Genomic DNA, 24,328 nt, shown 5'->3' with positions numbered 1-24,328 from the left:
TTGGCATTCCCCGCCATCCCGTCGAAACAGCGCCGCCGCCGCGACCTCGATCGCGTTTCAGGTCGACCTCGAGCGCGATCCGGGCCAGAACAGGCCGAATCCGCCGCGCGTCACCCTCCCCGATGATCTTCGTCCCGCTGCCCTTCGTCGTCGCTTTGCTGCTGGTCCTGCTCGCCATCCGCCTCGCGCGGACGCAGGAGGACGGCCGGCATCACCGCCTGTTCCTCGCCCTCATCGCCGCCTATGCGTCGCAATCGGTGCTGATCGGCCTGCACTGGGGCTACGATATCCGCGCCGTGCTGCCGTTCCAGGTGGTGCTGGCGAGCCTGATCGCGCCGCTGGCCTTCCTCGCCTTCCGCAGCCTCGCCAGCGCCGGACCGGAGAACGGCACGCACCCGACTTGGCTGTGGGCGCATCTGCTGCTGCCGCCGCTCGTGGTCGCCGGGCTGGTGCGGTTCCTGCCCTCGCCGGTCGGCCCAGTGGTGGTGGCGCTGTTCCTCGGTTATGGCGCCGCGCTGTTCTGGCTGGCCCGGCGCGGACCGGACGCGCTCATCTCCTCGCGGCTCGACGGCGCGCTGCGCTCCTATCGCGCGCTCATCTTCACCGCCGCGGCGCTGGTCGGCTCGGCGCTGGTCGACGTGGTGATCTCCTTCGATCTCGACTGGAGCGGCGGGCGCCACACGCCTTTGATCATCGCGCTGTTCAACATGGTGACGCTGCTGGCGCTCGGCACCGCCGCCGCCGCCGCCGATGCCGATGCCAGCCCGCCTTCTCCCCCGGCGCCCGAGGCGCGGGCCACAGAACTCGCTACGGAATGCCCCGCTCTCCCGGCGCCGGAGCAGCCCGACGAGGCCGACGAAGCCTCCCTGCGCGCGGCGGACCTCGCCATTCTCGCCCGCCTCGACGCACTGATGGCCGAGCGCCGGCTCTACACCGATGTCGACCTCGATCTCGGCCGCCTCGCCCGTCGCCTCGCGCTGCCGGCGCGGCGACTGTCGGAGGCGATCAACCGCGTCCACTCGATGAGCGTGTCGCATTATGTGAACGGCCTCAGGGTCGCCGAGGCGCAGCGCCTGCTCGGCGAAACCGACCTGCCGGTGACGCGGGTGATGCTGGAAGCCGGCTTCCTCACCAAGTCGAACTTCAACCGCGAATTCCGCCGCCTCGCCGGCATGAGCCCGTCGGAATGGCGGGCGACCCGCCGGCTCGGCAGCGCCGATCAGCCCTTATAGGCGACCAGCACCGCCCCGGCGGCGATCAGAGCCACGCCGAGCCAGTTCGGCCCGGAGAGCTTCTCGCCGAGGAAAAGCACCCCGAACACCGCCACCAGCACGACGCTCATCTTGTCGACCGGCGCCACCCGCGCCGCGTCGCCGATCCTGAGCGCGCGGAAATAGCAGACCCAGCTCAGCCCGGTCGCCAGCCCCGACAGCACCAGGAACAGCCCGCTGCGCGGGCTTATCGTGCCGAGCCCCTGCCAGCCGCCGGTGGCGGTGAGGATCAGGCTGATGGCGGCGAGGATCACCACCGTGCGGATGAAGGTGGCGAAGTCGGCCCCGACATTCTCCACGCCGATCTTGCCGAAGATGGCGGTCAGCGCGGCGAACCCCGCCGAGAGGATGGCCCAGAACAGCCAGGATTCGAGCGGTGCGTTCATCTCGCCATTCCCCATGTCGCGTCGCGTCTCGCGCGGTATCCGGCGCCGGACGGCGCGCCCGCGTCTGCCCAAAATGCCGGCTTGCCCGCTCCGCTGCCCGCCAATGTCGCTTTTAGAAAAATCGTCGTCGCAATCGTGAAAGTCAGCACGCGGCCTCCGTCGAACAATTCCAATCCGAGGCCACGCACCGCGCGATACCGCGCGGGGGAAGCCGGCGCCGGGCCGGCGGGCGTTGCCGATCCGGGCGAGGGAGACCTGCGATGCTCGATTCCACCGATACGCCGCTGAAGGCCCTGCTGCGCCGGCGCAAGCCCGGCCACAGCCTCGAGGCTCCCTTCTACACCAGCCCGGAGATCTTCAAGGCCGATCTCGACATCATTTTCGGCCATCACTGGATCTTCGTCGGCGTCGAGCCGGACATTGCCGAGCCCGGCGACGCCATGACGGTGGAGATCGGCACCGCCTCGGTGATCATCGCCCGCGACGACGACATGAATGTCTGCGCCTTCCACAATGTGTGCCGCCACCGCGGCGCCCGGCTGGTGCTGGACTACAAGACCACGGTCGGCAATCTCGTCTGCCGCTACCATTCCTGGACCTACGGCCTCGACGGCAAGCTCCTGTTCGCCGAGCACATGGGCGGCGGCTTCGATCCGTCCTGCCACGGGCTGAAGCCGGTGCATGTGCGCTCGCTGGAAGGGCTGATCTTCATCTGCCTGTCGGACGACCCGCCGGCGGATTTCGACGTGATGGCGGCGAAGATGGCGCCCTATCTCGCCCCGCACGATCTGAAGAACGCCAAGGTCGCCTTCGAGAAGGACATCATCGAGCCCGGCAACTGGAAGCTCACCATGGAGAACAACCGCGAGTGCTATCACTGCGCGGGAAACCATCCCGAGCTCACCGTGCCCCTGTTCGCCTATGGCTTCGGCTTCGCGCCGGAGGAGCTCGACGAGCACGGCCGCAAGGAGGCCGAGGACTACGCGCAGCTGATCACCTCCTCGCATCGCGAATGGGAGAGCTGCGGCTTTCCCTCGACGATGATGGAGCATCTCGACGACATGATCACCGGCTTCCGCACCGAGCGCCTGCCGCTGGCCGGCGACGGCGAGAGCCACACCGGCGACACCCGGGCGGCGTGCAAGAAGCTGCTCGGCCGGATCAACGACCCCAAGCACGGCGCGCTGCATTTCTGGACGCAGCCGAATTCGTGGCACCATTTCATGTCCGACCACGCGGTGGTGTTCTCGGTGCTGCCGCTCGACGCCGAGCGCTCGCTGCTGCGCACCAAATGGCTGGTGCACAAGGACGCGGTGGAGGGGGTCGACTACGACGTCGAGAACCTCGTCGCGGTGTGGGACGCCACCAACGACCAGGATTCGACGCTGGTCGGCTACTGCCAGGAAGGCGCCCGCTCGCCGGCCTACCAGCCCGGCCCCTATTCGCCGCACACCGAGATGCTCGTGGACAAGTTCTGCAACTGGTACATCGGCCGCATGGCCGACCATGTCGGGCGGTGAGGGGCAGACAACCATGGACGCCCTCGCCCCGCTCCCCTCGCCCGAACCCGCCGCCCTGCGCCTCGCCGCCTCGCTTCCCGAGTGGAACCCGGAGGCCGACGACGCCCTCGTCGTGCGCGCGGTGCGCGACGAGACGCCGGATGTGAAGACCTTCGTGCTCGCGCCGCGCAGCCCCTGCGTCTTCCGCTATGCCCCCGGCCAGTTCCTCACCTTGGAGCTGGAGATCGGCGGCGAGACCATCAACCGCTGCTACACCATCGCCTCGGCCCCCACCCGTCCGCACACCCTGTCCATCACTGTGAAGCGGGTGCCCGGCGGCCCGGTGTCGAACTTCCTGCACGACCACATCAAGCCGGGCTCGGTCATCCGCGCCGTCGGGCCGATGGGGGATTTCTCCTGCTTCCTCCAAGGAGCCGGGGGTGCCGGCGGCCGGGCGCCGAAATACCTGTTCCTGTCCGGTGGCTCCGGCATCACGCCGCTGATGTCGATGGCGCGCTCGTTCCACGATCTCGCCGAACCGCGCGACATCACCTTCGTGCATGCCGCCCGCTCGCCGGTGGACATCATCTTCCGCGACGAACTGGAGTTGATGGCCCGCAACCAGCCCGGCCAGTTCCGCTTCGCGCCGATCTGCGAGGCGGACAGCCCGTTCGAGCCGTGGCACGGCCTGCGCGGCCGGCTCAATCTCGGCCTGCTCAACCACATCGCGGCCGACTACAAGGAACGCGAGATCTTCGTCTGCGGCCCCTCGCCCTTCATGGCGGCGGTGCGGGAGATGCTGAAGGGCGCCGGCTTCGATATGGCCCGTCATCACGAGGAGAGCTTCGACTTCGCCGAGCTGGCCAGCGCCGAGCCGCAAATAGCCGCCGAAGTCATCGCCGCCGAGGCTATCGAGGCAGAGGCCGAAGCCAGGGCGGCCGAACCGCAGGTCGCGACCTACACCGTCACCTTCGCCAAGCAGAACCGCAGCATCGAGGTCCGGTCGGACACGTTCGTGCTGGATGCCGCCCGCCGCAACGGCGTGCGCCTGCCCTCCTCCTGCTCGAAAGGGCTGTGCGGCACCTGCAAGTCGAAGCTGGTCTCGGGAACCGTCGACATGAAGCATGGCGGCGGCATCCGCCAGCGCGAGATCGACGCCAGCATGGCGCTGTTGTGCTGCTCGAAGCCGACCTCCGACCTCGTCGTCGATCGCTGATCGGCCTCACTGCACACATCTGTCGGCCGGACCGCGCGAATCGGTCCGACCATCCACCTCACTGCACAGAGGCGGAGCCCGGACGCACCAGGCCAGTGGCGAAATCGGAGGCGCCGTCGACCGCCTTCTTCAGCGTGCCGGCCGCCTCGCTGCCCGCCGACACCACCGCCGCCTTCGCCTTGTCGATCATCTCGACGCCGTCTTCCCATTTCGGCAGCGAAAACAATGCGTTGCTCTCCTGAGACTCGGGCGCGTCGACCACCTGGTAGGTCGGAGCGGCGGCCGTGGCAGTGGTCGCCTCGGTATAGTTGGACCGCTCGATCAGCGGATCGCGGCTGTCGCAATCGTCGGTGCAGCGGTCGAAGCGCTCGACCCCTTGCGGCAGCGCCGCGACGGTCGGCTTGCGAGCCGCCTCGTCAACCTTATGATTCACAACGGCTTTCTCTATCTTCGGCGGCGTGTACACCGCGTCCGATTCGATGGCGCGCACATAGGTCGGCGCCGGATGACCGCCGTGAGTGTCGGGTGCCGCTTCCGCCGGCGGCGGCAGGACCACCTGCGCCACCGGCTGGGGAGCCGGGGCGTCGCCGGTGAAAATCGCCGCGCGCATCAGCACCGTGCTGCCGGCCGTCACCGCCAGCGCGAAGCCGAACGGCAGCGCCGCCCGACGCATCCAGCCTTGAGAACGGAAGAAAAACAATGACATGACAAGAATCCCACGCGACGAGAAAACCCCGTTCGCCTATTGATGTCATCCGTCAGGACATTTTTGCGGCAGCTTTCTTGCCTCCTCATGTCGAGGAGTGGGAATTTTGACAGCAGCCGGCCGTCAGATTCCGGCCCAGCAAGCCCCCCGGAACGCCGCCCATGCGCCCGACCCTCGATCTCGCCAGCATCGCCTCGGTAGGCTTCCTCACCCTGCCGAACCATTCCATGGTAGCGACCGTCAACGCGCTCGAAGCGCTGCGCATGGCGAATTATGTTTCTGAATCAAATATTTACTCGTGGCATCTCCTGACGCCTGACGCCGCCGCGGTCGAGGCCAGCAACGGCCTTTCCCTCTCCCCGGCCCGCCCGCTGGCGGAGGCGAAGGCGGTCGATCTGCTGCTGGTCTGCGGCGGCATCGATATCCGCCACGCCGCCTCCCCGGCCGTCACCGATGCGCTGAGGCGCCACGCCCGGCGCGGCACCGCGCTCGGCGCGCTGTGCACCGGCAGCTTCGTGCTCGCCGAAGCCGGCCTGCTCGACCACCGCCGCTGCGCCATCCATTGGGAGAACCTCGCGGCGATTCGCGAGGAATTCCAGCATGTTGACTTCATCGAGGCGCCCTTCGTCATCGATGGCGACCGCCTCACCTGCACCGGCGGCGTCGCCCCGATGCGGATGATGCTGGCGCTGATCGCCGCCCGCTGCGGCCGCGACCTCGCCGACCGGGTGGCGGAGCAGTTCATCCTGGAGCCCGGCACGCCCGCCCGCCGCCCCTCCGCCCGCCCACGTCCGGCGCTCCCGGATCCGACACTCGCCCGCGCCGTGCGCCTCATGCAGGCGACGCTGGAGGAGCCGCCCGGCATCGCGGCCATCGCCCGGCGCATCGAGGTGTCGCCGCGCCAGCTGGAGCGGCTGTTCCGCCACTATCTCGGCGCGACGCCCACCGCCTATCATCTCGGCTTGCGCCTTGATCGCGCTCGGGAATTGCTGCGCCTGTCGACGTTGCCCGTCACCGATGTCGGCCTTGCCTGCGGTTTCCGCTCGGCGGCACATTTCTCCACCGCCTATGCGCGACGCTTCGGCCGGCCACCGCGGGCCGAGCGGGCCGCCGCCGATCTCGGCGCACTACCTATGGCATTGACCGGACAAAGAGATTAATCCCGCGAGGACAGCAGACCGCTTCGCCGATTTTCCCGTTCCAGAAGGACGCGGCCTCCACCGCGCTGATCGCCGATGACCGCGCCAGATACCCCCGACGACCCGCACCGGCTGGCATGGCGCTATTCGGATTTCACCGCCGGCATGCTCGCCTCCGAACGCACGCCGCTCGCCGATGCGCGGGTCGGCCTCGCCATGACCTTCGTCGCCGGCGCCACCAATGCCGGCGGCCTGCTGGCGGTCGGGCAGTACACCTCGCACATGTCCGGCATCATCTCCGCCATGGCCGACAATGCGGTGATCGGCGCCTCCGGCCTGGTGATCGCCGGCATCGGCGCCCTGCTGCCCTTCATCCTCGGCGCCGCCGTCTCGGCGGTGCTGGTAAACTGGGCACGGCTGCACCATGTCGGGCGCGAATACGCCATCCCCTTGACGCTGGAAGCTTTTCTGCTCCTCGCCTTCGGCCTGCTCGGCAGCCTCGCCCACGCCTCGCCGGTGGCGCTGGTGGCGGATGTGGCGGTGCTCTGCTTCATCATGGGGCTGCAGAACGCCACCGTGACCAAGCTGTCCGGCGCCAAGATCCGCACCACCCACATGACCGGCGTCGTCACCGATCTCGGCATCGAGCTCGGCAAGCTGTTCTATCTGAACCATAATCGCCGCCGCCGGCCGGGCGCGCCGCTCATCTATGCCGACCGCGAGAAGCTGAAGTTGCTGGCGATGTTCGTCGCGCTGTTCTTCGCCGGCGGCGTGATCGGTGCGCTGGGCTTCAAATATATCGGCTTCGTCTTCTGCGTGCCGCTGGCGATCCTCATCCTGATCCTCGCCGGCCCCTCGGTTTTCCGGCGGCTGATGCGCTGAGAAGATGCGCTAAGAACTCTCCGCGACGGCAGCGATCGTCGGTACGAAAGGAAGGTCGTCGCAACCCTTCCGGCGGCATGGCGAAAATCTTCTGTCCGCCATAGGCGAATGCGACCTATCGTGAGACGATCCACGACGATGGACCGGTGCTAGGGAGCGCGCGCCGTCACATGATCCCGCATGCCGAGGCCCTGCTTAAACCTTTGACTATCAAGGGCTTGACCATCCGCAACCGGGTGATGTCGACCTCGCACGCCCCTGGCTATGGCAAGGACGGCAAGCCGCAGGAGCGCTACCAGCTCTACCATGCCGAGAAAGCCCGCGGCGGCATCGGGCTGACCATGTTCGGCGGCTCCTCCTCGGTGGCGCTCGACAGCCCGGCGACGCCCTGGGCGCAAATCTCGGTCGCCGACGACAGCGTCATCCCCTATTTCCAGCAATTCGCCGAGCGGGTGCATGCCCACGGCGCCAAGCTGATGATCCAGCTCACCCATATGGGCCGGCGCACCAAGTGGGACACCGAGAACTGGCTGCCGACCATCTCCTCCTCGGCGCGCCGCGAGCCGGCCTCGCGCACCATTCCCCGCGCGATGGACAAGAACGACATCCGCCGCGTGGTGCGCGCCTTCGCGGAGGCGGCACGGCGCTGCAAGGAAGGCGGGCTCGACGGCTGCGAAGTGTCCGCCGCCCACGGCCATCTCATCGACCAGTTCTGGTCGCCATCGGTGAACCACCGCACCGACGAATATGGCGGCAGCCTCGAGAACCGCATGCGCTTCGGCCGCGAGGTGCTGGAGGCGATGCATGAGGCCACCGGCGGCGACTATGTCATCGGCATCCGCATGTCCGGCGACGAGATGCTCGAGGACGGGCTGTCGCAGCAGGACTGCCTGGAGATCGCCGCCACCTATGCCAGGGACGGCCTCGTCGACTTCGTCAACGTGATGGGCGGGCAGGCGCGCGACGAGATGAGCCACGCCATCTCATTGCCCAACATGTCCTTCCCGGTGGCGCCGTTCCTGTTCCTGCCCAGCGCCATCAAGCGCGAGGTCGAGGTGCCGGTGTTCCACGCCCAGCGCGTCACCGACCTCGCCACCGGCGCCCGCGCGGTGGCGGAAGGCCATGTCGACATGGTGGCGATGACCCGCGCCCACATCGCCGACCCGCACCTCATGCGCAAGCTGATCGAGGGCCGCGACGACGACATCCGCCAATGCGTCGGCGCCGGCTACTGCATCGACCGCATCTATGTCGGCGGCGACGCGCTGTGCATCCAGAACGCGGCGACCGGCCGCGAGGCCACGATGCCGCATGTCATCGCCAAGGCTGCGACCAGCCGCCGAGTGGTGGTGGTCGGCGCCGGCCCGGCCGGGCTGGAGGCGGCGCGGGTTTCCGCTGAGCGCGGCCACCGCGTCGTGCTGTTCGAGAAGGACGACAAGCCGGGCGGCCAGATCAACATCGCCGCCCGCGCCACTTGGCGCGAGGCGCTGTCCGGCATTCCGCGCTGGCTCTACGCGCAGGTCTCGAAGAAGGGCGTCGACATCCGCCTCGGCACCGAGGCGACCGAGGCCGCCATCCTCGCCGAGCAGCCGGAAGTGGTCATCCTCGCCACCGGCGGCCTTGCCCATACCGGCTTCGCCAAGGGCGCCGAGCGTGCGGTGACCACCTGGGACGTGCTCGCGGGACGCGCCGAGCCCTCCGGCAGCGTGCTGCTCTATGACGAGATCGGCGGCCACAACGCCGCCTCCACCGCCGAGGTGCTGGCCCGCAAAGGCTGCCTCGTCGAGATCGCGACGCACGATCTCCAAATCGGGCAGGAGATCGGCACCACCAACAAGCCGATCCATCTGCGCGAGCTCTACAAGGCGGGGGTGATCCTCTCGCCCAACATGGAGCTGATCGAGATCTATCCCGAGGGCAACCGCCTCGTCGCCGCGCTGCGCAACACCATGACGGAAGCCGAGGAAGAGCGGATCGTCGACCATGTGGTGGTCGATTACGGCACGCTGCCGGTGGAAGGGTTGTTCCAGTCGCTGCGCGCGGGCTCGGTGAACGACGGCGAGACCGACCTCGACGCGCTGGTCGCCGGCCGGCCGCAACGCTGGACCGGCGCGAACGGCTACGCGCTCTACCGCATCGGCGACGCCTGGACCGGCCGCAACATCCATGCGGCGATCTATGACGCGCTGCGCCTGTGCAAGGATCTCTAGGAGCCGCCTGGTGACGCCGCCGCCCGCGACGCCACCGACGGCAGCTGACGGACGCCCATGAACGCCGCCTTTGGCCTCAGTCTCGTCCTCGTCGCGCTCGCCCTGCTGGCGGCGGCCGAAGGCGTGCGGATGGCGCGGCGCTGGCGCGTCGGCCGGCCGGCCAGAATCGATTGGCCGACCGGCCTCGCCGCCATTCCCAAGCGCTATCTGGTCGACGTCCATCACGTGGTGGCGCGCGATCCCTACGCGGCGCGCATGCATGCGCTGGCGGCCGGCGGCCTCCTCGCCGGCTCGGCGCTGGCGGTGCTCGGGCTCGTGCCGCCACTGGGTCACGCGCGCTTCTATTGGGGGGTGGTGGCGCTCGCCTTTCTCGTCGCCCTTGCCGGCGGCGCGATGGTCGGCCGGCGACGCTATCCGAGGAAGCCGGCGCGGCTGTCGGGCGGCGCCTTCCAGCGCCTGCCGATGCTGCTCGCCGTCTATGTCGGCGGTGGACTTCTGGTGGCGATGGACGCCGCATTCGGTCTGGCGGGCCCGCTCGGCTGGCTCGGCCTCGTGATCGCGGCACTCGGTGGCTTCGGCCTCGTGCGCATGATCGCCGACGGGCCCATGCGCCATGCGTTTGCCGGCGCCCTGCATCTCGCCGCCCATCCGCGCCCCGGACGCTTCGAAGGCGAGCGGGCGACGGCGCTCCTCCCCGCCGATCTCGACGCCCCGCGCCTCGGCGGGGCGGTACCGGCCGACTTCGCCTGGAACCGGTTGCTCGGCTTCGACGCCTGCATCCAGTGCGGCCGCTGCGAAGTCGCCTGTCCGGCCTTCGCCGCCGGCCAGCCGCTGAACCCGAAGAAGCTGATCCAGGACCTCGCCGGCAGCTTCAAGGCCGAGCCGCCCACCTATGCCGGCAGCCCCTATCCGCAGGCGCCGCCGGTCGCCGGCCTCGGCGGGCCGGAACGGCCCATCGTCGGTGCCGGCGCGCTGATCCACCCGGACACGCTGTGGTCGTGCACCACCTGCCGCGCCTGCGTCGAGGAATGCCCGATGATGATCGAGCATGTCGACGCCATCGTCGACCTGCGCCGTTTCCAGACCATGGAGCTCGCGGCCGTGCCGGCCGGCGCCATCCCCGCGCTCAGCGAGAGCCGTTATGCAGAGGAGCCCGGCGGCCGGCCGCTCGCCGCCCGCACCGATTTCGCCGCCGGCCTGCCGCTGCCGCTGATCGCCGCGAAGGGCAGCTGCGACGTGCTGCTGTGGCTGGGATCGGGTGCCTATGAGCTGCGCCACGGCCGCACGCTGCGGGCGCTGGTGGAGCTCATGCGCAAGGCCGGCATCGACTATGCGGTGCTCGGGCCGGAGGAGCGCGACTGCGGCGATCTCGCCCGCCGGCTCGGCGACGAGGCGACCTTCGCCGACCTCGCCCGCGCCAATATCGCCACCCTGTCCCGCTATTCCTTCCGTCGCATCCTCACCGCCGATCCGCATGCGCTGCATGTGCTGCGCAACGAGTACCCGGCCTTTGGCGGCCGCTATGAGGTGATGCACCACAGCGCCTTTCTCGACGAACTGGCGGCCGACGGACGCCTCGCCCTCGCCGCCGCGCCGGCGGGACGCCTCGCCTATCACGATCCCTGCTATCTCGGCCGCTACAATGGCGAGACCGACGCGCCGCGCCGCCTGCTCGACCGCCTCGGGCTGGAACGCGTCGAGATGGAGCGCCACGGCAAGCGTGCCATGTGCTGTGGCGGCGGTGGCGGCGCGCCGGTGAGCGATGTCGCCGGCGAGCGTCGTATCCCGGATCTGCGCATGGCGCAGGCGCGGGCGGTGGGCGCCACCACGGTGGCGGTCGCCTGTCCGCAATGCGCCGCCATGCTGGAGGGCGTCACCGGCGACGTGGCACAGGTGCGCGATCTCGCCGAGCTGGTGCTCGCCGCTGTCGAGGCCGCGCCGGTCGCTCAGGGAGCGGCGCGATGAGCCGGACACGCCGCGACCCGCGCGAGGAGCGCGAGGTTCGCCGCCTTGCCGGCAGCGCCCGGCCGCGCTGGCGCCTCGACCTGCCGCCTTCTGTCGGCCGCCTCAGGCGCGACCCGCGCCGGGAAGCCGAAGCCGCGCGGGTCCCCGGCGCGGCGCGGCTGCGGCTCGACCGCTCGGGCCGGGCTGCCGGCCCCCTGGCAGCTCCGCCCCTCGCGGCCGAGCCGCTCGTCGCACCCACCATCCGGATCATCGAGGCCCCCGCTTTCCTCATCGCCGTGGTGCCCGACGCTCCCGGAGGCCGGCTTACCCCGCTCGACCGCCAGTTGCTCGGCACCGCCCGCCTGCTCGCCGATGCCGGCGGCGGCGCGGTGCTGACCCTGACCTTCGGCGCGGTCGACGGTCTCGGCACCGCCGGCGTCGACCGCACGGTTGCGCTCACCGCGCCGGCCAGCGGCGATCCCGCCATGCGCATGGGCGCCCTCGCCGCCCTGTTCGCGGCCCTGCAACCGCGTCATATGCTGTTTCCCGAAAGCGCGGCCGGCGGCGATCTCGCCCGCCGCCTTGCCGCTCGCATCGGCGAAACGCTGTTTACCGGCGCCGAAAGCCTCACCGCCAGGCTCGCCACAAGGCCGGCCGGCAATCGCCATGTCGAGCAGCGCACCGCGCCGCCGCGCCTCGTGACACTGGCTCCGGACGCCCAGCTGCCGCACACCGGCCCCGCCCATGAAGCGCGTCGGCTGGAGCCGCCGGAGATCGCCCCGACACCCGCGCATGAAGCGATCCTGTCGGTCGAAGACCTGCCGGTCGCCGCCGACGCGCTGCCATTGGCGGAAGCGGATTTCGTGGTCTCGGCCGGCAGCGGCGTGACCGATTTCGAGCTGTTCCGCGAGCTCGCCCGGGCGCTGGGCGCCACGCCGGGAGCCAGCCGCATGGTGTGCGATGCCGGTCTGATGCCACGCGCCGCCCAGGTCGGCGCCTCCGGTACGGTGCTGGAAGCCGCCTGCTATCTCGCGCTCGGTATTTCCGGCGCGCCGCAGCATTTGCAGGGCGTCGCCCGCTGCGAGCACGTGGTGGCCGTCAATACCGACCTGCATGCCGCCATGGTCGAGCGCGCCGGCCTCGCGATCATCGCCGATGCCCAGCAGGTGATGCCGGCACTGATCGCCGCGCTGAAGGCGGAGGGCCGGCAATGAAGACGCTGGTGCTGCTGTCCGATGCTCGCCACCCGGTCTCCGGCCGCCCGGCACCGGCGCCGACTGAACTGCAAGCCATCAACCTCGCCCGCAGCCTCGCCGACGAGGTGACCGGCCTGCATGCCGGGCCGGACGCCGAGGCGGCACGCGGCGCGCTGGGCCACGGCCTCGCGCGGCTCGAGCACCGCAAAATCCTCGCCGGACACGACCCGCTACCCAGCCTCGTCGCCGCCATCGGCACCGAGGCGCCCGACCTCGTCCTTGCCGGCCGGCGCGCCGGCGCCGGGGACCAGACCGGCCTGCTGCCCTACCGCCTCGCCGAGGCACTCGGCTGGCCGATCGTCGCCGATGCCGTCGCCCTTGCGGTGGAAGGTGGCGTGCTGGAGGTGATCCAGGCGTTGCCCAAGGGCGCTCGTCGCCGCTGGCGGCTGCGGCTGCCGGCGGTCGTCACCGTGCATCCGGCCGCCCCGGCGGCGGCGAGCTTCGCCCTCGGCGCCGCGCGCGAGGGACAGGTCGAGACAGCCATCGGTATCCCCGCCCCGCCCGACGAGCCGGCGATGGAGGAACGTCCCTATCGTCCCCGTCCCCGCCTCATCGCCTCGGCGGCGGCCGGCGCCGGTGCCGCCGAGCGGCTGAGGGCAGCGACGCAGGCGGCCGGTCCCGGCGGGCGGGTGATGGTCGATCCCTCGCCCGAGGAGGCCGCGCAGGCGATCCTCAACCATCTGCGCGCCATCGGTATCTTGAAGCCGGCGGCCGGCGGCTGAACCTCAGCGCTGGGCGTGCTGCCAGTTCGCCGCCTTGTAATAGGGCGCATTGGAGGGGGCGAGCGCCGGCCGGCCGAGAATGTGGTCGGCCGCCTTCTCCGCCAGCATGATGGTCGGCGCGTTGAGATTGCCGGTGGTCACCGAGGGCATGATCGAGGAATCGACCACCCGCAGCCCCTCGACGCCGATCACCCGCGCCTGCGGATCGACCACCGCCATCGGGTCGGCAGGCGCGCCCATCTTGCAGGTGCAGGAGGGGTGATAGGCACTCTCCACCTTGTCGCGGATGAAGGCGTCGATGGCCTCATCGTCCACCACATCGGCCCCCGGCTGGATCTCGCGACCGCGATAGGGATCGAACGCCTTCTGGGCGAAGATCTCGCGGGTGAGCCGCACGCAGGCGCGCATCTCCGTCCAGTCGTCCGGGTGGCTCATATAGTTGAAGAATAGGCGCGGCTTCTCCGCCGGGTCCGCCGACCGCAGGCGCACCCAGCCGCGGCTCTTGGAGCGCATCGGCCCGACATGCGCCTGGAAACCATGCTCGGAGGCCAGCCCCTGGCCGTCATAGGTCACGGCGAGCGGCAGGAAGTGATACTGGACGTCGGGATAGGCCACCCCCGGCCGCGAGCGGATGAAACCGCAGCTCTCGAAGTGATTGGTCGCGCCCAGCCCGTCCTTGCGCAGCAGCCAGCGCAGGCCGATGCCCGCGCGGGCCGCCAGCCCCATGGAGGAATACAGCGTGATCGGCTGCTTGCAGGCGACCTGGAAATAGAATTCGAGGTGGTCCTGCAGGTTTTCGCCCACCCCCGCCCGGTCGGCGACCACCTCGATGCCATGTCCGCGCAATTCAGCACCCGGCCCGACGCCAGAAAGCTTCAAGAGTTGCGGCGAGTTGACCGGCCCGCCGGCGAGGATCACCTCGCGCGCCGCCTTCGCCTGCCGGCGCACGTCGCCCTGCTCATAGGCGACGCCGATGGCGCGGCGCCCCTCGAACAGCACCCGCGTCACCCGCGCATGGGTCTCGACCTTGAGGTTCGCCCGCTGCATCGCCGGGCGCAGATAGGCTTTGGCGGCGGACCAGCGCACGCCGTCCTTCACCGTCATGTCCATGCGCCCGAAGCCTTCCTGGGCGTAGCCGTTGATGTCCTCGCTCGCCGGATAGCCGGCCTCGAGCGCCGCGTCGATGAAGGCGTGGTGCAGCGGGTTGGCGAGGCTGCCATAGCGGGTGGCGAGCGGCCCCTCGCTCCCACGATAGGCGTCGCCCCCCTCCTGCCGGCTCTCGGCGCGCCGGAAATAGGGCAGCACATCGGCATAGGACCAGCCCTGCGCGCCCTGCTCCTGCCAGCCGTCGAAATCGGCGGGGTTGCCGCGGACATACACCATGCCGTTGATGGAGGAGGAGCCCCCCAGCACCTTGCCGCGCGGGCAGTGCATCCGCCGCCCGCCGAGGCCGGGCTCGGGCTCGCTCTCATACATCCAACTGTAGCGCGGCATGTTCATCGGAATGGACAGCGCGCTCGGCATCTGGATGAAGATCGAGCGGTCGGAGCCGCCGAACTCAAGCACCAGCACCCGGTTCTCGCCGCTGGCGGTGAGCCGGTCGGCCAGCACGCAACCGGCCGAACCGGCGCCGACGATGATGTAGTCGAACTCCTGGTCGAACCCGTCCGCCGTGCCAGCCATCAATAGGGGGCCTCCACCGGGCCAAGATTGACGTAGACGCTCTTCAATTGGGTGTAGTGCTCGATCGCCGCCTTGCCGTTCTCGCGGCCGAGACCGGATTGCTTGACGCCGCCGAAGGGCAGCTCGATCGGCGTGACATTGTAGTGGTTGATCCAGCAGGTGCCCGCTTCCAGCCGGGCGATCACCCGGTGGGCGCGGGCGAGATCGCGGGTGAACACGCCGGCGGCCAGCCCGAACCGCGTGTCGTTGGCGCGCGCGATCACCTCGCTCTCGTCCTCGAAGGACAGCACCGCCATCACTGGGCCGAAGATCTCCTCGCGCACGATGGCCATGTCGTCGCGGCAGCCGTCGAACACCGTCGGCGCGACGAAGCAGCCGCGATCGAGCCCGCCCTTTGTTACCCGGTATCCGCCGGTGAGCAGCCGCGCCCCGCCGGCCCGGCCGCGCGCGATGTAGGAGAGCACCTTCTCCATGTGTGGCGGCGAGATCAGCGCACCGACCTGCGTCGCCGGATCGAGCGGATCGCCGACCACCATCTTCTCGACGCGGGCGACCAGCTTTTCGAGAAACGCCGCCCGCACGCCTTCCTGCACGAAGACACGGGTGCCGTTGGAACACACCTCGCCGGCCGAATAGAAATTGGCGAGCAGCGCGCCCGAGACGGCGTCCTCGAGGTCGGCATCCTCGAACACGATCAAAGGCGACTTGCCGCCGAGCTCCAGCGTCACCTGCTTCAACGTGGCGCTGGCATCGGCCATCACCTTCTTGCCGGTGCCGACCTCCCCGGTGAGCGACACCTTGGGGATGGCGGGATGGCGGGTGAGCAGCCGCCCGGTCTCGGCGAAGCCCTGCACCACCTGGAACACGCCCTCGGGCACGCCGGCCTCGCGCATGATCTCCATGAGCTTCACGGCGGTGAGCGGAGTGAGCTCGGCCGGCTTGAAGATCATCGCATTGCCGCAGGCGAGCGCCGGTGCCGCCTTCCAGCAGGCGATCTGCAGCGGGTAGTTCCAGGCGCCGATGCCGGCGACGACGCCCAGCGGCTCGCGCCGCGTATAGCCGAAGGCAACGGGGCCGAGGTCGACATGCTCGCCGGTAAGCGTGGCGGCGAGGCCGGCATAGTAATCGAGGCAATCGGCGCCGGAGAGCACGTCGACGACGCCGGTTTCCTGGATCGGCTTGCCGGTATCGAGGGTCTCCAGCCGGGCGAGTTCGTCATTGCGGCTGCGCAGGATATCGGCGACGCGCTTAAGGGTGCGCCCGCGCTCGGCGCCGGTCATCGCCGCCCAGTCCTTCTGGCCCTTGCGGGCGGCGGCAACCGCCGCCTCGACCTCGGCCTCGCCGTCGATGGCGATCTCGGCCAGCACCTCGCCAGTCGCCGGATTGACGGTCTCGAAATGCCGCGCCCGCCGAACCGCCGGCCCGCCGGCGGGCGCGGCACAGGGCGTTGCGGCGATCTGCGCATCGACGAAGGCCGACGCGATGGCCCGGGCCGAAGCCGAATCCGTCTCGCCGGTGGCGGACAGAGTGGAGCGCAGCCACAGGCCGTCGATGATCGCCGCCACCGCGATGGCGATGCGGTCGGCCTCCTCCTCGCGCACCAGCGGACGCACCGCATGGCGCAGATTGGAGCGCATGCGCGACTGGTAGACCTTCTGCACCCGCCGCAGCCGCTCGGAATGCAGCGCCTGCCCCCAGAAGGCCAGCCAGACGCTGCTGCTCGGCTTGCCGAATTCCTCGGGGGCCAGATTGGCCTCGATCACCGCCTCCACCCGCTCGCGCGGCGAGGCGGCGGCGGCGAGGCGCTGCGCCGTGCCTCGCGCGACGCGCGCGGCTAGGAAGCGCAGCGTCGCCTCCAGCAGCCCGTCCTTGTCGCCGAAATAATGGGCGACCAGCCCCGGCGAGACGCCGGCGCGCCCGGCGATCTGCGCCAGCGTCGAGGCGTTGAAGCCAATCTCGGCGAGCGAATCGATGGTCGCCTCGATAAGCTGCTGGCGGCGGACCTCCTCGCTTTCGCGCCGTCGTCCACCGGTGGCGGCGGCTTCGTCCTGGCGAGCGTGGTTGTCCATGCGCGATCTCCATCGGGTCGATTATTGATCGCTCATATAATAACCGAGCCGACAGGCGATGTCGAACCCTCGAATTCTGTGCAACGCACCAGAAGGGAGCGATGAGCCGCCTGAAATCGCCGCTGCTGAAATCCCGTTCAACGGCACGATTTCAGCGTCGAAAAATTACGCATGACAAACGGACGAATTCGTTATTGAATTGTCATTCAAAAGAGCCGCAAGCGGCCGGGATGCATAGACCACTTCTTCCGGATAGACTGCCGGAAGCAAGACACTGGACCGTCGAGCATGCCGCCCGCGCGCCGCTTTTCATCGACGCGCCCAATGACGAGCGGCAGCCCGCCGGCCAGTTCCTTGACATAATGGGAACAGCGAAAGATGCGCAGCCTCTCCACCTTCGCCACCGTGCTTCTCGGCCTCACCGTCCTTGCCGCCCCGGCCGCCTGGCAGGGCGCGCAGGCCGCCGAGCCGGCCGCCTGCAAGGCGGTCAAATTCGCCGATGTCGGCTGGACCGACATCACCGCCACCACCGCCATCACCTCCGCCATCCTCGAAGCGCTCGGCTATGCGCCGAAGACGCAGGTGCTGTCGGTGCCTGTCACCTACAAGTCGATGCAGACCAAGGACATCGACGTCTTCCTCGGCAACTGGATGCCGACCATGGAAGCCGATCTGAAGCCCTATCGCGACGACAAGACCGTCGACGTCATCGGCGTCAACCTCGAGGGAGCGAAGTACACGCTCGCCGTCCCCGCCTATCTCTATGATGAAGGCCTGAAGTCCTTTGCCGACATCGCCAAGTTCAAGGACAAGCTCGGCGGCAAGATCTACGGCATCGAGCCGGGCAATGACGGCAACCGGCTGATCCTCGACATGATCAAGGACGACAAGTTCGGGTTGAAGGGCTTCGATCTCGTCGAATCCAGCGAGCAGGGCATGCTGGCGCAGGTCGAGCGCGCCACCAAGCGCAAAGAGCCGGTCGTCTTCCTCGGCTGGGAGCCGCACCCGATGAACTCGAAGTTCCCGCTGAAATATCTCGACGGCGGCGACGAGGTCTTCGGCCCGAACTATGGCGGCGCCACCGTCTACACCAATACGCGGGCCGGCTATGCCGCCGACTGTCCGAATGTCGGCGCGCTGATCAAGAACCTGAAGTTCTCGCTCGGCGACGAGAACGTGGTGATGGGCTACATCCTGTTCGACGGCACGGAGCCGGGTGCCGCCGCCAAGAAGTGGCTGAAGGACAACCCGTCCATCTGGCAGCCCTGGCTCGCCGGCGTGACCACGATCGACGGCCAGCCGGCCGTGCCGGCGGTCAAGAAGAGCCTGGGCCTCTAATCGGCCTCACGACCCGCGACCCACCTCCTCCGTAGCCGCGGAGGAGGGTCCCCGTCCGCAGACCGACCGGCCAAGGCGTCCCGGCGCCTGAGCGCGCCTGAGGTGCGTCCATGGAGAGCGCCCATGTTTGACTGGCCCATCTATGACTGGCTGACCGCGCACAAGATCCCGCTTGGGCTGTGGCTGAAGAACGCCGTCGACCTGCTCACCGAGCATGGGGAAAGCGTGTTCGACTTCATCTCGCTGGTGCTCGGCTCTCTGATCGCAGGTCTCACCAGCGCTCTGCTCTTCGTGCCGCCGCTGCTGCTGATCGCGCTGTTCGCGCTCGGCGCCTGGCTGGTGCACCGCTCGGTCGGGCTGGTGGTCTTCATCGTCGGCGCGCTGCTGCTGGTCGCCAATCTCGGCTACTGGCAGGCCACCATGGAGACCCTGTCGCTGGTGCTCTGCGCCACGCTGGTCTGCGTGGTGGTGGGGGTGCCGGTCGGCATCGCCGCCGCCCACCGGCCCTGGCTCTATGCCGCGCTGCATCCCGTTCTCGACCTGATGCAAACCATTCCCACCTTCGTCTATCTCATCCCGACGCTGGTGCTGTTTGGCCTCGGCGTGGTGCCGGGACTGATCTCGACGGTGATCTTCGCCATTCCGGCGCCGATCCGCCTCACCCATCTCGGCATTTCCTCGGTGCCGGCCAATCTCTACGAGGCCGGCAAGGCCTTCGGCGCCACGCGCACGCAGATGCTGTGGAAGATCGAGCTGCCCTATGCGCTGCCGACCATCATGGCCGGCGTCACCCAGTGCATCATGCTGAGCCTGTCCATGGTGGTGATCGCCGCCCTTGTGGGCGCCGACGGCCTCGGCAAGCCGGTGGTGCGGGCGCTGAACTCGGTCAACATCGCCATGGGCTTCGAGGCCGGCCTCGCCATCGTCGTGCTCGCCATCGTGCTGGACCGCGTCTGCAAGCGGCCGCACCGGCGCAAGGGGTAGGAGGACGCGCCATGCCCGCCGTCGAATTCCGCCATGTCGACATCGTCTTCGGCTCCGACCAACAGGGCGCGCTCAAGCTGATCGACGAAGGCCGCACCCGCGAGGAGATCCTCGGCAAGACCGGCGCCGTGCTCGGCGCCGCCGACGTCAATCTCGCCGTGGAGCGCGGCGAGATCTGCGTGCTGATGGGGCTGTCCGGCTCGGGCAAGTCCACCATCCTGCGCGCGGTGAACCGGCTCAACGAGGTGGCCCGCGGCGAGGTGATCGTCGAACATCGCGGCCAGCCGGTCGACGTCGCCCGCTGCAACGAGGCGACGTTGCGCGAATTGCGCATGCACACCGTCTCCATGGTGTTCCAGCAATTCGGCCTGCTGCCCTGGCGCACCGTGCGCGACAATGTCGGCTTCGGGCTGGAACTGCGCGGCATGGGCGCCGCCGAGCGCAATCGCATCGTCGACGAGAAGCTCGCCATGGTCGGGCTGAGCAACTGGGCCGGCAAGTTCACCCACGAGCTGTCCGGCGGCATGCAGCAGCGCGTCGGCCTCGCCCGCGCCTTCGCCACCGACGCCGACATCCTTTTGATGGACGAGCCCTTCTCGGCGCTCGACCCGCTGATCCGCGACAAGCTGCAGGACGAACTGCTCGACCTGCAGCGGCGCATCCACAAGACCATCGTCTTCGTCAGCCACGACCTCGACGAGGCGCTGAAGCTCGGCAACAAGATCGCCATCATGGAGGGCGGGCGCATCGTGCAGGCCGGCACGGCGGAGGACATTCTGCTGCGGCCGGCCAATGCGTATGTCGCCGAATTCGTGAAGCACATGAACCCACTCAACGTGCTGCGCGGCACCGCGGTGATGCGCCCGGCAGCCACGCTGCCGCGTGAAGGGGCGAAGGTCATCCTGGATGGCGCCGCCGGCCGGATCCGCCTGCGGGTCGATGAGGAGAACCGCCCGGTCGGCCTGGAACTCGATGGCCGCGAGGGGCGCCTCGCCATCGCCGATGGCGAAGCCGGGCACATCGACGACGAGGCGGCGCGGCTGTGCGACGGCATCGTCGCGCCGGTCGATCTCAAGCTGAAGGCCGCCATCGAGCTGAAGCAGCACACCGCCTTGCCGATCTTGCTGGTGGACAATCTCGGCCGGCTCGCCGGCCTGTGCGACGATGACGAGATCTATCGCGGACTACTTCGCCGCATCGGCAATTGAGCGTTCAGCCCGCCTTTCCCTCTCCCCGTCGGGGAGAGGGAAAGGCGCAGCGGGTCAGTGTGGGGCCACGCCATTGCGGAGCGAAGAAGGCCCCCTCACTCCAGCCTTCTCCTCAACGGGAAAAGGGAAGCTCTCCCTTCACGGGATAGGTCGGCAACTGCGTGACGGACTCTGAGGTGGTCAGGAGGCGGACAGCACTCAGGCCGCCGCCACCGTCACCGCCTCAACGACGTCGTTCACCACCGCCTCGACGAGGTCGCGGTCATCACCTTCGCCCATGACGCGGATCACCGGCTCGGTGCCGGACGGACGGATCAGCAGGCGACCATGGCTGTTGAGCTTGAGCTCGGCGGCAGCGATCGCCTTCTGCACGCTGTCCGCCTCCAGCGGCCGGCCGGCCTTGTAGCGGACATTCTTGAGGATCTGCGGCAGCGGCTCGAAGCGATGGCAGGCTTCGGAAACCGGCCGCCCCAGCCGCTGCACGACTGCCAGCACCTGCAGCGCCGCCACCAGGCCATCGCCGGTGGTAGAATAGTCGGAGAGGATGATGTGGCCGGACTGCTCGCCACCGACATTGAAGCCATGGGTCCGCATATGCTCGAGCACATAGCGGTCGCCGACCGCGGTGCGCTCCAGCGACAGCCCGAGCGACTGGAAATACCGCTCCAGGCCGAGATTGGACATCACCGTGGCGACGACGCCGTCGCGCGACAGGCGGCCATCTTCCTTGAAGCTCGCGGCGACCACTGCCATCAGCTGGTCGCCATCGACCAGATGGCCCTTCTCGTCGACGATCAGCACCCGGTCGGCGTCACCATCGAGCGCGATGCCGATATCGGCGCGCACTTCGCGCACCTTGGCCATGAGCGCTTCCGGCGAGGTGGAGCCGACCTCGCGGTTGATGTTGAAGCCGTCCGGCTTGTCGCCGATCGTCACCACGTCGCAGCCGAGCTCCCACAGCGCTTCGGGAGCGACGCGATAGGCCGCGCCATTGGCGCAGTCCACCACCACCCGGATGCCGTCGAACGACTGGTTGCGCGGCAGAGTGCGCTTGGCGAATTCGATATAGCGGGCGTGCACGCTCTCGATGCGCTTGGCGCGACCGATATTGGTCGGCGTCGCCAGCTTGGCCGACATGTCGCCGCTCAGCAGTTCCTCGATCTCCGCCTCGATGGCATCGGAGAGCTTGTAGCCGTCAGGACCGAACAGCTTGATGCCGTTATCGTCGAAAGGATTGTGCGACGCCGAGATCATCACGCCGAGATCGGCGCGCATGGAATGGGTCAACATGGCGACGGCCGGCGTCGGCATCGGGCCGAGCAGCAGCACGTCCATGCCGACCGAGGTGAAGCCGGCCACCAGGGCGTTCTCGATCATGTAGCCGGACAGGCGGGTATCCTTGCCAATGACCACGCGATGGCGGTGCTCGCCGCGCTGGAACACCAGACCGGCGGCCATGCCGACATGCAGGGCAAGCTCCGGAGTAATGACGCCGTTCGCCCGGCCGCGAATGCCGTCGGTCCCGAAATATTTGCGCGTCATCGAAGGTCTCCGGCCGGCCGGGAAGCGCGCTGTTCGCGCGTGCGCCCGTCAAACATACGTAGAGGGATTCGCTTACGCGCTCCCTTCATTGTTCCCATGTATCATTCAACATGGCTGAAGAGGCTTCACAAAGTGTAAGCGTTTCTTTCGCTGACAAATACCCGCAATGCGGCGCCTTTCAGGCGCGCCGACGATCCTCGCAAACAAAAACCCCGGCGCGAGGCCGGGGTTTTCCGAGAGAGAGAACAGGCGAAGACGACCAGACCTGCGGGCGATCAGGCCTGCGGCTGCGGCTCCATGCCGGCGTCGGGACGCGGCGGCCGGTTCTTGCCGGCGCTCGGCACCACCGAACCGCGCACATTGGCCGGCTCGATCGTGGTGTCGCGCACCGGCGGATGACCGTCGAGCAGGTTGACGATCTCGTCGCCCGACAGCGTCTCGTATTCCAGGAGCCCCCGGGCGAGCGCTTCGAGCTGTTCCTTGTTCTCGGTCAGGATCCGCGTCGCCTCGACATAACCCTCGTCGACCAAGCGGCGCACTTCGCTGTCGATGGTCTGCGCGGTGGCCTCGGAGACGTTCTGCTGGCGCTGCATCGACATGCCGAGGAACACCTCGTCATTGTTCTCGCCATACGCGACCTGGCCGAGCTTGTCCGAGAAGCCCCAGCGCGTAACCATCATGCGGGCGAGGCGGGTGGCCTGCTCGATGTCGGACGCGGCGCCGGAGGTGACCTTGTCATGGCCGAAGATCAGCTCTTCCGCCACACGGCCGCCCATCATGATGGCGAGGCGCGAGGTCATCTGCTCGTAGGACATGCTGAGCTTGTCGCGCTCCGGCAGCTGCATCACCATGCCCAGCGCGCGACCGCGCGGGATGATGGTCGCCTTGTGCACCGGATCGGTCGCCGGCACCTTGAGCGCCACGATGGCATGGCCACCCTCGTGATAGGCGGTCAGCATCTTCTCGTCCTCGGTCATGACGAGCGAGCGACGCTCGGCACCCATCATCACCTTGTCCTTGGCGTCCTCGAAGTCGCTCATCGTCACCATGCGCTTGTTGCGCCGGGCGGCCATGAGCGCGGCCTCGTTGCAGAGATTGGCAAGGTCGGCACCGGAGAAGCCGGGGGTTCCGCGGGCGATCACCTTCAGGTTGACGTCCGGAGCCACCGGGATCTTGCGGGCATGCACCTTGAGGATCTGCTCGCGGCCGACCACGTCGGGGTTCGGCACGATGACCTGGCGGTCGAAGCGGCCTGGACGCAGCAGCGCCGGATCGAGCACGTCCGGACGGTTGGTCGCGGCGATCAGGATGATGCCCTCATTGGCCTCGAAGCCGTCCATCTCGACCAGCAGCTGGTTCAGCGTCTGCTCGCGCTCGTCATTGCCGCCGCCGAGACCGGCACCGCGATGACGGCCGACCGCGTCGATTTCGTCGATGAAGATGATGCACGGCGCGTTCTTCTTCGCCTGCTCGAACATGTCGCGCACGCGGGAGGCGCCGACGCCGACAAACATCTCGACGAAGTCGGAACCCGAAATGGTGAAGAACGGCACATTGGCTTCGCCGGCGATGGCACGGGCAAGCAGCGTCTTACCGGTGCCGGGCGGGCCGACCAGCAGCACGCCGCGCGGGATGCGCCCGCCGAGCCGCTGGAACTTCTGCGGGTCGCGCAGGAATTCCACGATCTCGGTGAGGTCGCTCTTCGCCTCGTCGATACCGGCGACGTCCTCGAAGGTGACACGGCCATGCGCCTCGGTCAGCAGCTTGGCGCGGCTCTTGCCGAAGCCCATCGCCTTGCCGCCGGCACCCTGCATCTGACGGGACAAGAAGATCCACACGCCGATCAGGGCGATGAAGGGCAGCCAGGAAATCAGCAGGCTGACGAACCACGGCACGTTGTCGGTCAGCGGCTTCGCCGTGATCGACACGCCCTTGCCGTAGAGGCGCTGCACCAGCGAGGGATCGTTGGGCGAATAGGTCTGGAAGGTGCGCCCGTCGGTGAAGGTGCCGGAGATCTCCGGCCCCTGGATGACGACGTCGCGCACGCGGCCCTGATCCACCTCGTTGAGGAGCTGGGAGAAGCTGATGTCGTTCGCGGCCTGACGCTGCGCCGGATTCTGGAACAGCGAGAAGAGCGCCAGCAGCAGGAGAACGATGATCACCCAGAGGGCGAAATTCCGAATATTGGCGTTCATCATGGTCCTTTCGACGCCGGTTCATGCCCGGCGTTGGGTGCCGCCGGCGCTGGCGGCCCTCCCTTTATCGTATCGTAA

The 24,328-nt window shown here is 68.6% G+C and carries 18 protein-coding genes; 12 read left to right on the top strand and 6 right to left on the bottom strand.

Annotation, left to right across the window (positions count from 1 at the left end; all coding sequences use genetic code 11):
* Window positions 1–122 precede the first annotated feature (122 nt).
* Entirely contained in the window at window positions 123–1,232 is a 1,110-nt protein-coding gene (locus LGR54_RS20385) for an AraC family transcriptional regulator (RefSeq protein WP_230363792.1), read from the top strand.
* Here LGR54_RS20385 and LGR54_RS20380 read toward each other — a convergent pair.
* A complete protein-coding gene (locus LGR54_RS20380; RefSeq protein ID WP_230363791.1) occupies window positions 1,220–1,657 on the bottom strand; it encodes an EamA family transporter in 438 nt (145 codons plus the stop codon). The genes LGR54_RS20385 and LGR54_RS20380 overlap by 13 nt on opposite strands.
* A 260-nt stretch (window positions 1,658–1,917) precedes the next feature.
* Between LGR54_RS20380 and LGR54_RS20375 the strand changes: the two genes are divergently transcribed.
* Window positions 1,918–3,177 carry an SRPBCC family protein gene (locus tag LGR54_RS20375; RefSeq protein WP_230363790.1) on the top strand — a complete coding sequence of 420 codons (1,260 nt, stop codon included), beginning with the start codon at window positions 1,918–1,920 and terminating at the stop codon, window positions 3,175–3,177.
* A 13-nt stretch (window positions 3,178–3,190) separates the two neighbouring features.
* On the top strand, window positions 3,191–4,372 hold the full coding sequence (locus LGR54_RS20370) for a hybrid-cluster NAD(P)-dependent oxidoreductase (RefSeq protein ID WP_230363789.1): 1,182 nt from the start codon (window positions 3,191–3,193) through the stop codon (window positions 4,370–4,372).
* Between the two features lie 58 nt (window positions 4,373–4,430).
* Here the strand turns inward: LGR54_RS20370 and LGR54_RS20365 are convergent, their stop codons facing one another.
* The gene (locus LGR54_RS20365; protein WP_230363788.1) at window positions 4,431–5,078 is read right to left on the bottom strand and encodes a hypothetical protein; all 648 of its coding nucleotides are present in this window, start codon (window positions 5,076–5,078) and stop codon (window positions 4,431–4,433) included.
* A gap of 161 nt (window positions 5,079–5,239) precedes the next feature.
* On the opposite strand from LGR54_RS20365, the gene LGR54_RS20360 reads away from it, so the two are divergent.
* The 6 genes from LGR54_RS20360 (at window position 5,240) to LGR54_RS20335 (ending at window position 13,231) form a co-directional block, all read left to right on the top strand.
* Complete coding sequence (locus LGR54_RS20360; RefSeq protein ID WP_230363787.1) at window positions 5,240–6,238, top strand: GlxA family transcriptional regulator; 999 nt, start codon at window positions 5,240–5,242, stop codon at window positions 6,236–6,238.
* A gap of 75 nt (window positions 6,239–6,313) precedes the next feature.
* Window positions 6,314–7,099: a YoaK family protein gene (locus tag LGR54_RS20355; RefSeq protein ID WP_370638248.1), complete on the top strand. Its 786-nt coding sequence runs from the start codon at window positions 6,314–6,316 to the stop codon at window positions 7,097–7,099.
* Window positions 7,100–7,269: 170 nt separating this feature from the next.
* Window positions 7,270–9,309, top strand: coding sequence for an NADH:flavin oxidoreductase (locus LGR54_RS20350; RefSeq protein ID WP_230363786.1), 2,040 nt, complete (start codon window positions 7,270–7,272; stop codon window positions 9,307–9,309).
* A gap of 57 nt (window positions 9,310–9,366) precedes the next feature.
* The gene (locus tag LGR54_RS20345; protein ID WP_230363785.1) at window positions 9,367–11,274 is read left to right on the top strand and encodes a DUF3483 domain-containing protein; all 1,908 of its coding nucleotides are present in this window, start codon (window positions 9,367–9,369) and stop codon (window positions 11,272–11,274) included.
* The gene (locus LGR54_RS20340; protein WP_230363784.1) at window positions 11,271–12,467 is read left to right on the top strand and encodes an electron transfer flavoprotein subunit alpha/FixB family protein; all 1,197 of its coding nucleotides are present in this window, start codon (window positions 11,271–11,273) and stop codon (window positions 12,465–12,467) included. The genes LGR54_RS20345 and LGR54_RS20340 overlap by 4 nt, the downstream gene beginning before the upstream one ends.
* Window positions 12,464–13,231, top strand: a complete 768-nt coding sequence (locus LGR54_RS20335; RefSeq protein WP_230363783.1) for an electron transfer flavoprotein subunit beta — start codon at window positions 12,464–12,466, stop codon at window positions 13,229–13,231. Before LGR54_RS20340 ends, LGR54_RS20335 begins: the two co-directional genes overlap by 4 nt.
* Window positions 13,232–13,234: 3 nt before the next feature.
* On the opposite strand, the gene betA is transcribed toward LGR54_RS20335, so the two are convergent.
* Together betA and betB are read right to left on the bottom strand one after the other, a co-directional pair.
* A complete protein-coding gene (gene betA / locus LGR54_RS20330; RefSeq protein WP_230363782.1) occupies window positions 13,235–14,914 on the bottom strand; it encodes a choline dehydrogenase in 1,680 nt (559 codons plus the stop codon).
* Window positions 14,914–16,983: a betaine-aldehyde dehydrogenase gene (gene betB / locus LGR54_RS20325; protein ID WP_230363781.1), complete on the bottom strand. Its 2,070-nt coding sequence runs from the start codon at window positions 16,981–16,983 to the stop codon at window positions 14,914–14,916. Before betB ends, betA begins: the two co-directional genes overlap by 1 nt.
* 378 nt (window positions 16,984–17,361) lie before the next feature.
* Between betB and LGR54_RS20320 the strand changes: the two genes are divergently transcribed.
* The 3 genes from LGR54_RS20320 to choV all read left to right on the top strand — a co-directional run bounded on the left by LGR54_RS20320 (window position 17,362) and on the right by choV (window position 20,513).
* Window positions 17,362–18,321, top strand: a complete 960-nt coding sequence (locus LGR54_RS20320) for a choline ABC transporter substrate-binding protein (RefSeq protein WP_230363780.1) — start codon at window positions 17,362–17,364, stop codon at window positions 18,319–18,321.
* Window positions 18,322–18,444: 123 nt separating this feature from the next.
* Complete coding sequence (choW, locus tag LGR54_RS20315) at window positions 18,445–19,305, top strand: choline ABC transporter permease subunit (protein ID WP_230363779.1); 861 nt, start codon at window positions 18,445–18,447, stop codon at window positions 19,303–19,305.
* A gap of 11 nt (window positions 19,306–19,316) precedes the next feature.
* On the top strand, window positions 19,317–20,513 hold the full coding sequence (choV, locus tag LGR54_RS20310; RefSeq protein ID WP_230363778.1) for a choline ABC transporter ATP-binding protein: 1,197 nt from the start codon (window positions 19,317–19,319) through the stop codon (window positions 20,511–20,513).
* Between the two features lie 198 nt (window positions 20,514–20,711).
* Here choV and glmM read toward each other — a convergent pair whose 3' ends face one another.
* Together glmM and ftsH are read right to left on the bottom strand one after the other, a co-directional pair.
* Window positions 20,712–22,055 carry a phosphoglucosamine mutase gene (gene glmM / locus LGR54_RS20305; protein ID WP_230363777.1) on the bottom strand — a complete coding sequence of 448 codons (1,344 nt, stop codon included), beginning with the start codon at window positions 22,053–22,055 and terminating at the stop codon, window positions 20,712–20,714.
* A gap of 275 nt (window positions 22,056–22,330) precedes the next feature.
* Complete coding sequence (ftsH, locus tag LGR54_RS20300) at window positions 22,331–24,250, bottom strand: ATP-dependent zinc metalloprotease FtsH (RefSeq protein WP_230363836.1); 1,920 nt, start codon at window positions 24,248–24,250, stop codon at window positions 22,331–22,333.
* Between the last annotated feature and the right edge of the window lie 78 nt (window positions 24,251–24,328).

Origin of the sequence: Ancylobacter sp. Lp-2 (assembly GCF_020523795.1) — a bacterium.
In the GTDB taxonomy this organism is placed as follows: Bacteria; Pseudomonadota; Alphaproteobacteria; order Rhizobiales; family Xanthobacteraceae; genus Ancylobacter.
Note: the sequence above shows the minus strand (reverse complement) of the source record. Positions and strands in the feature narration are given on the sequence as shown.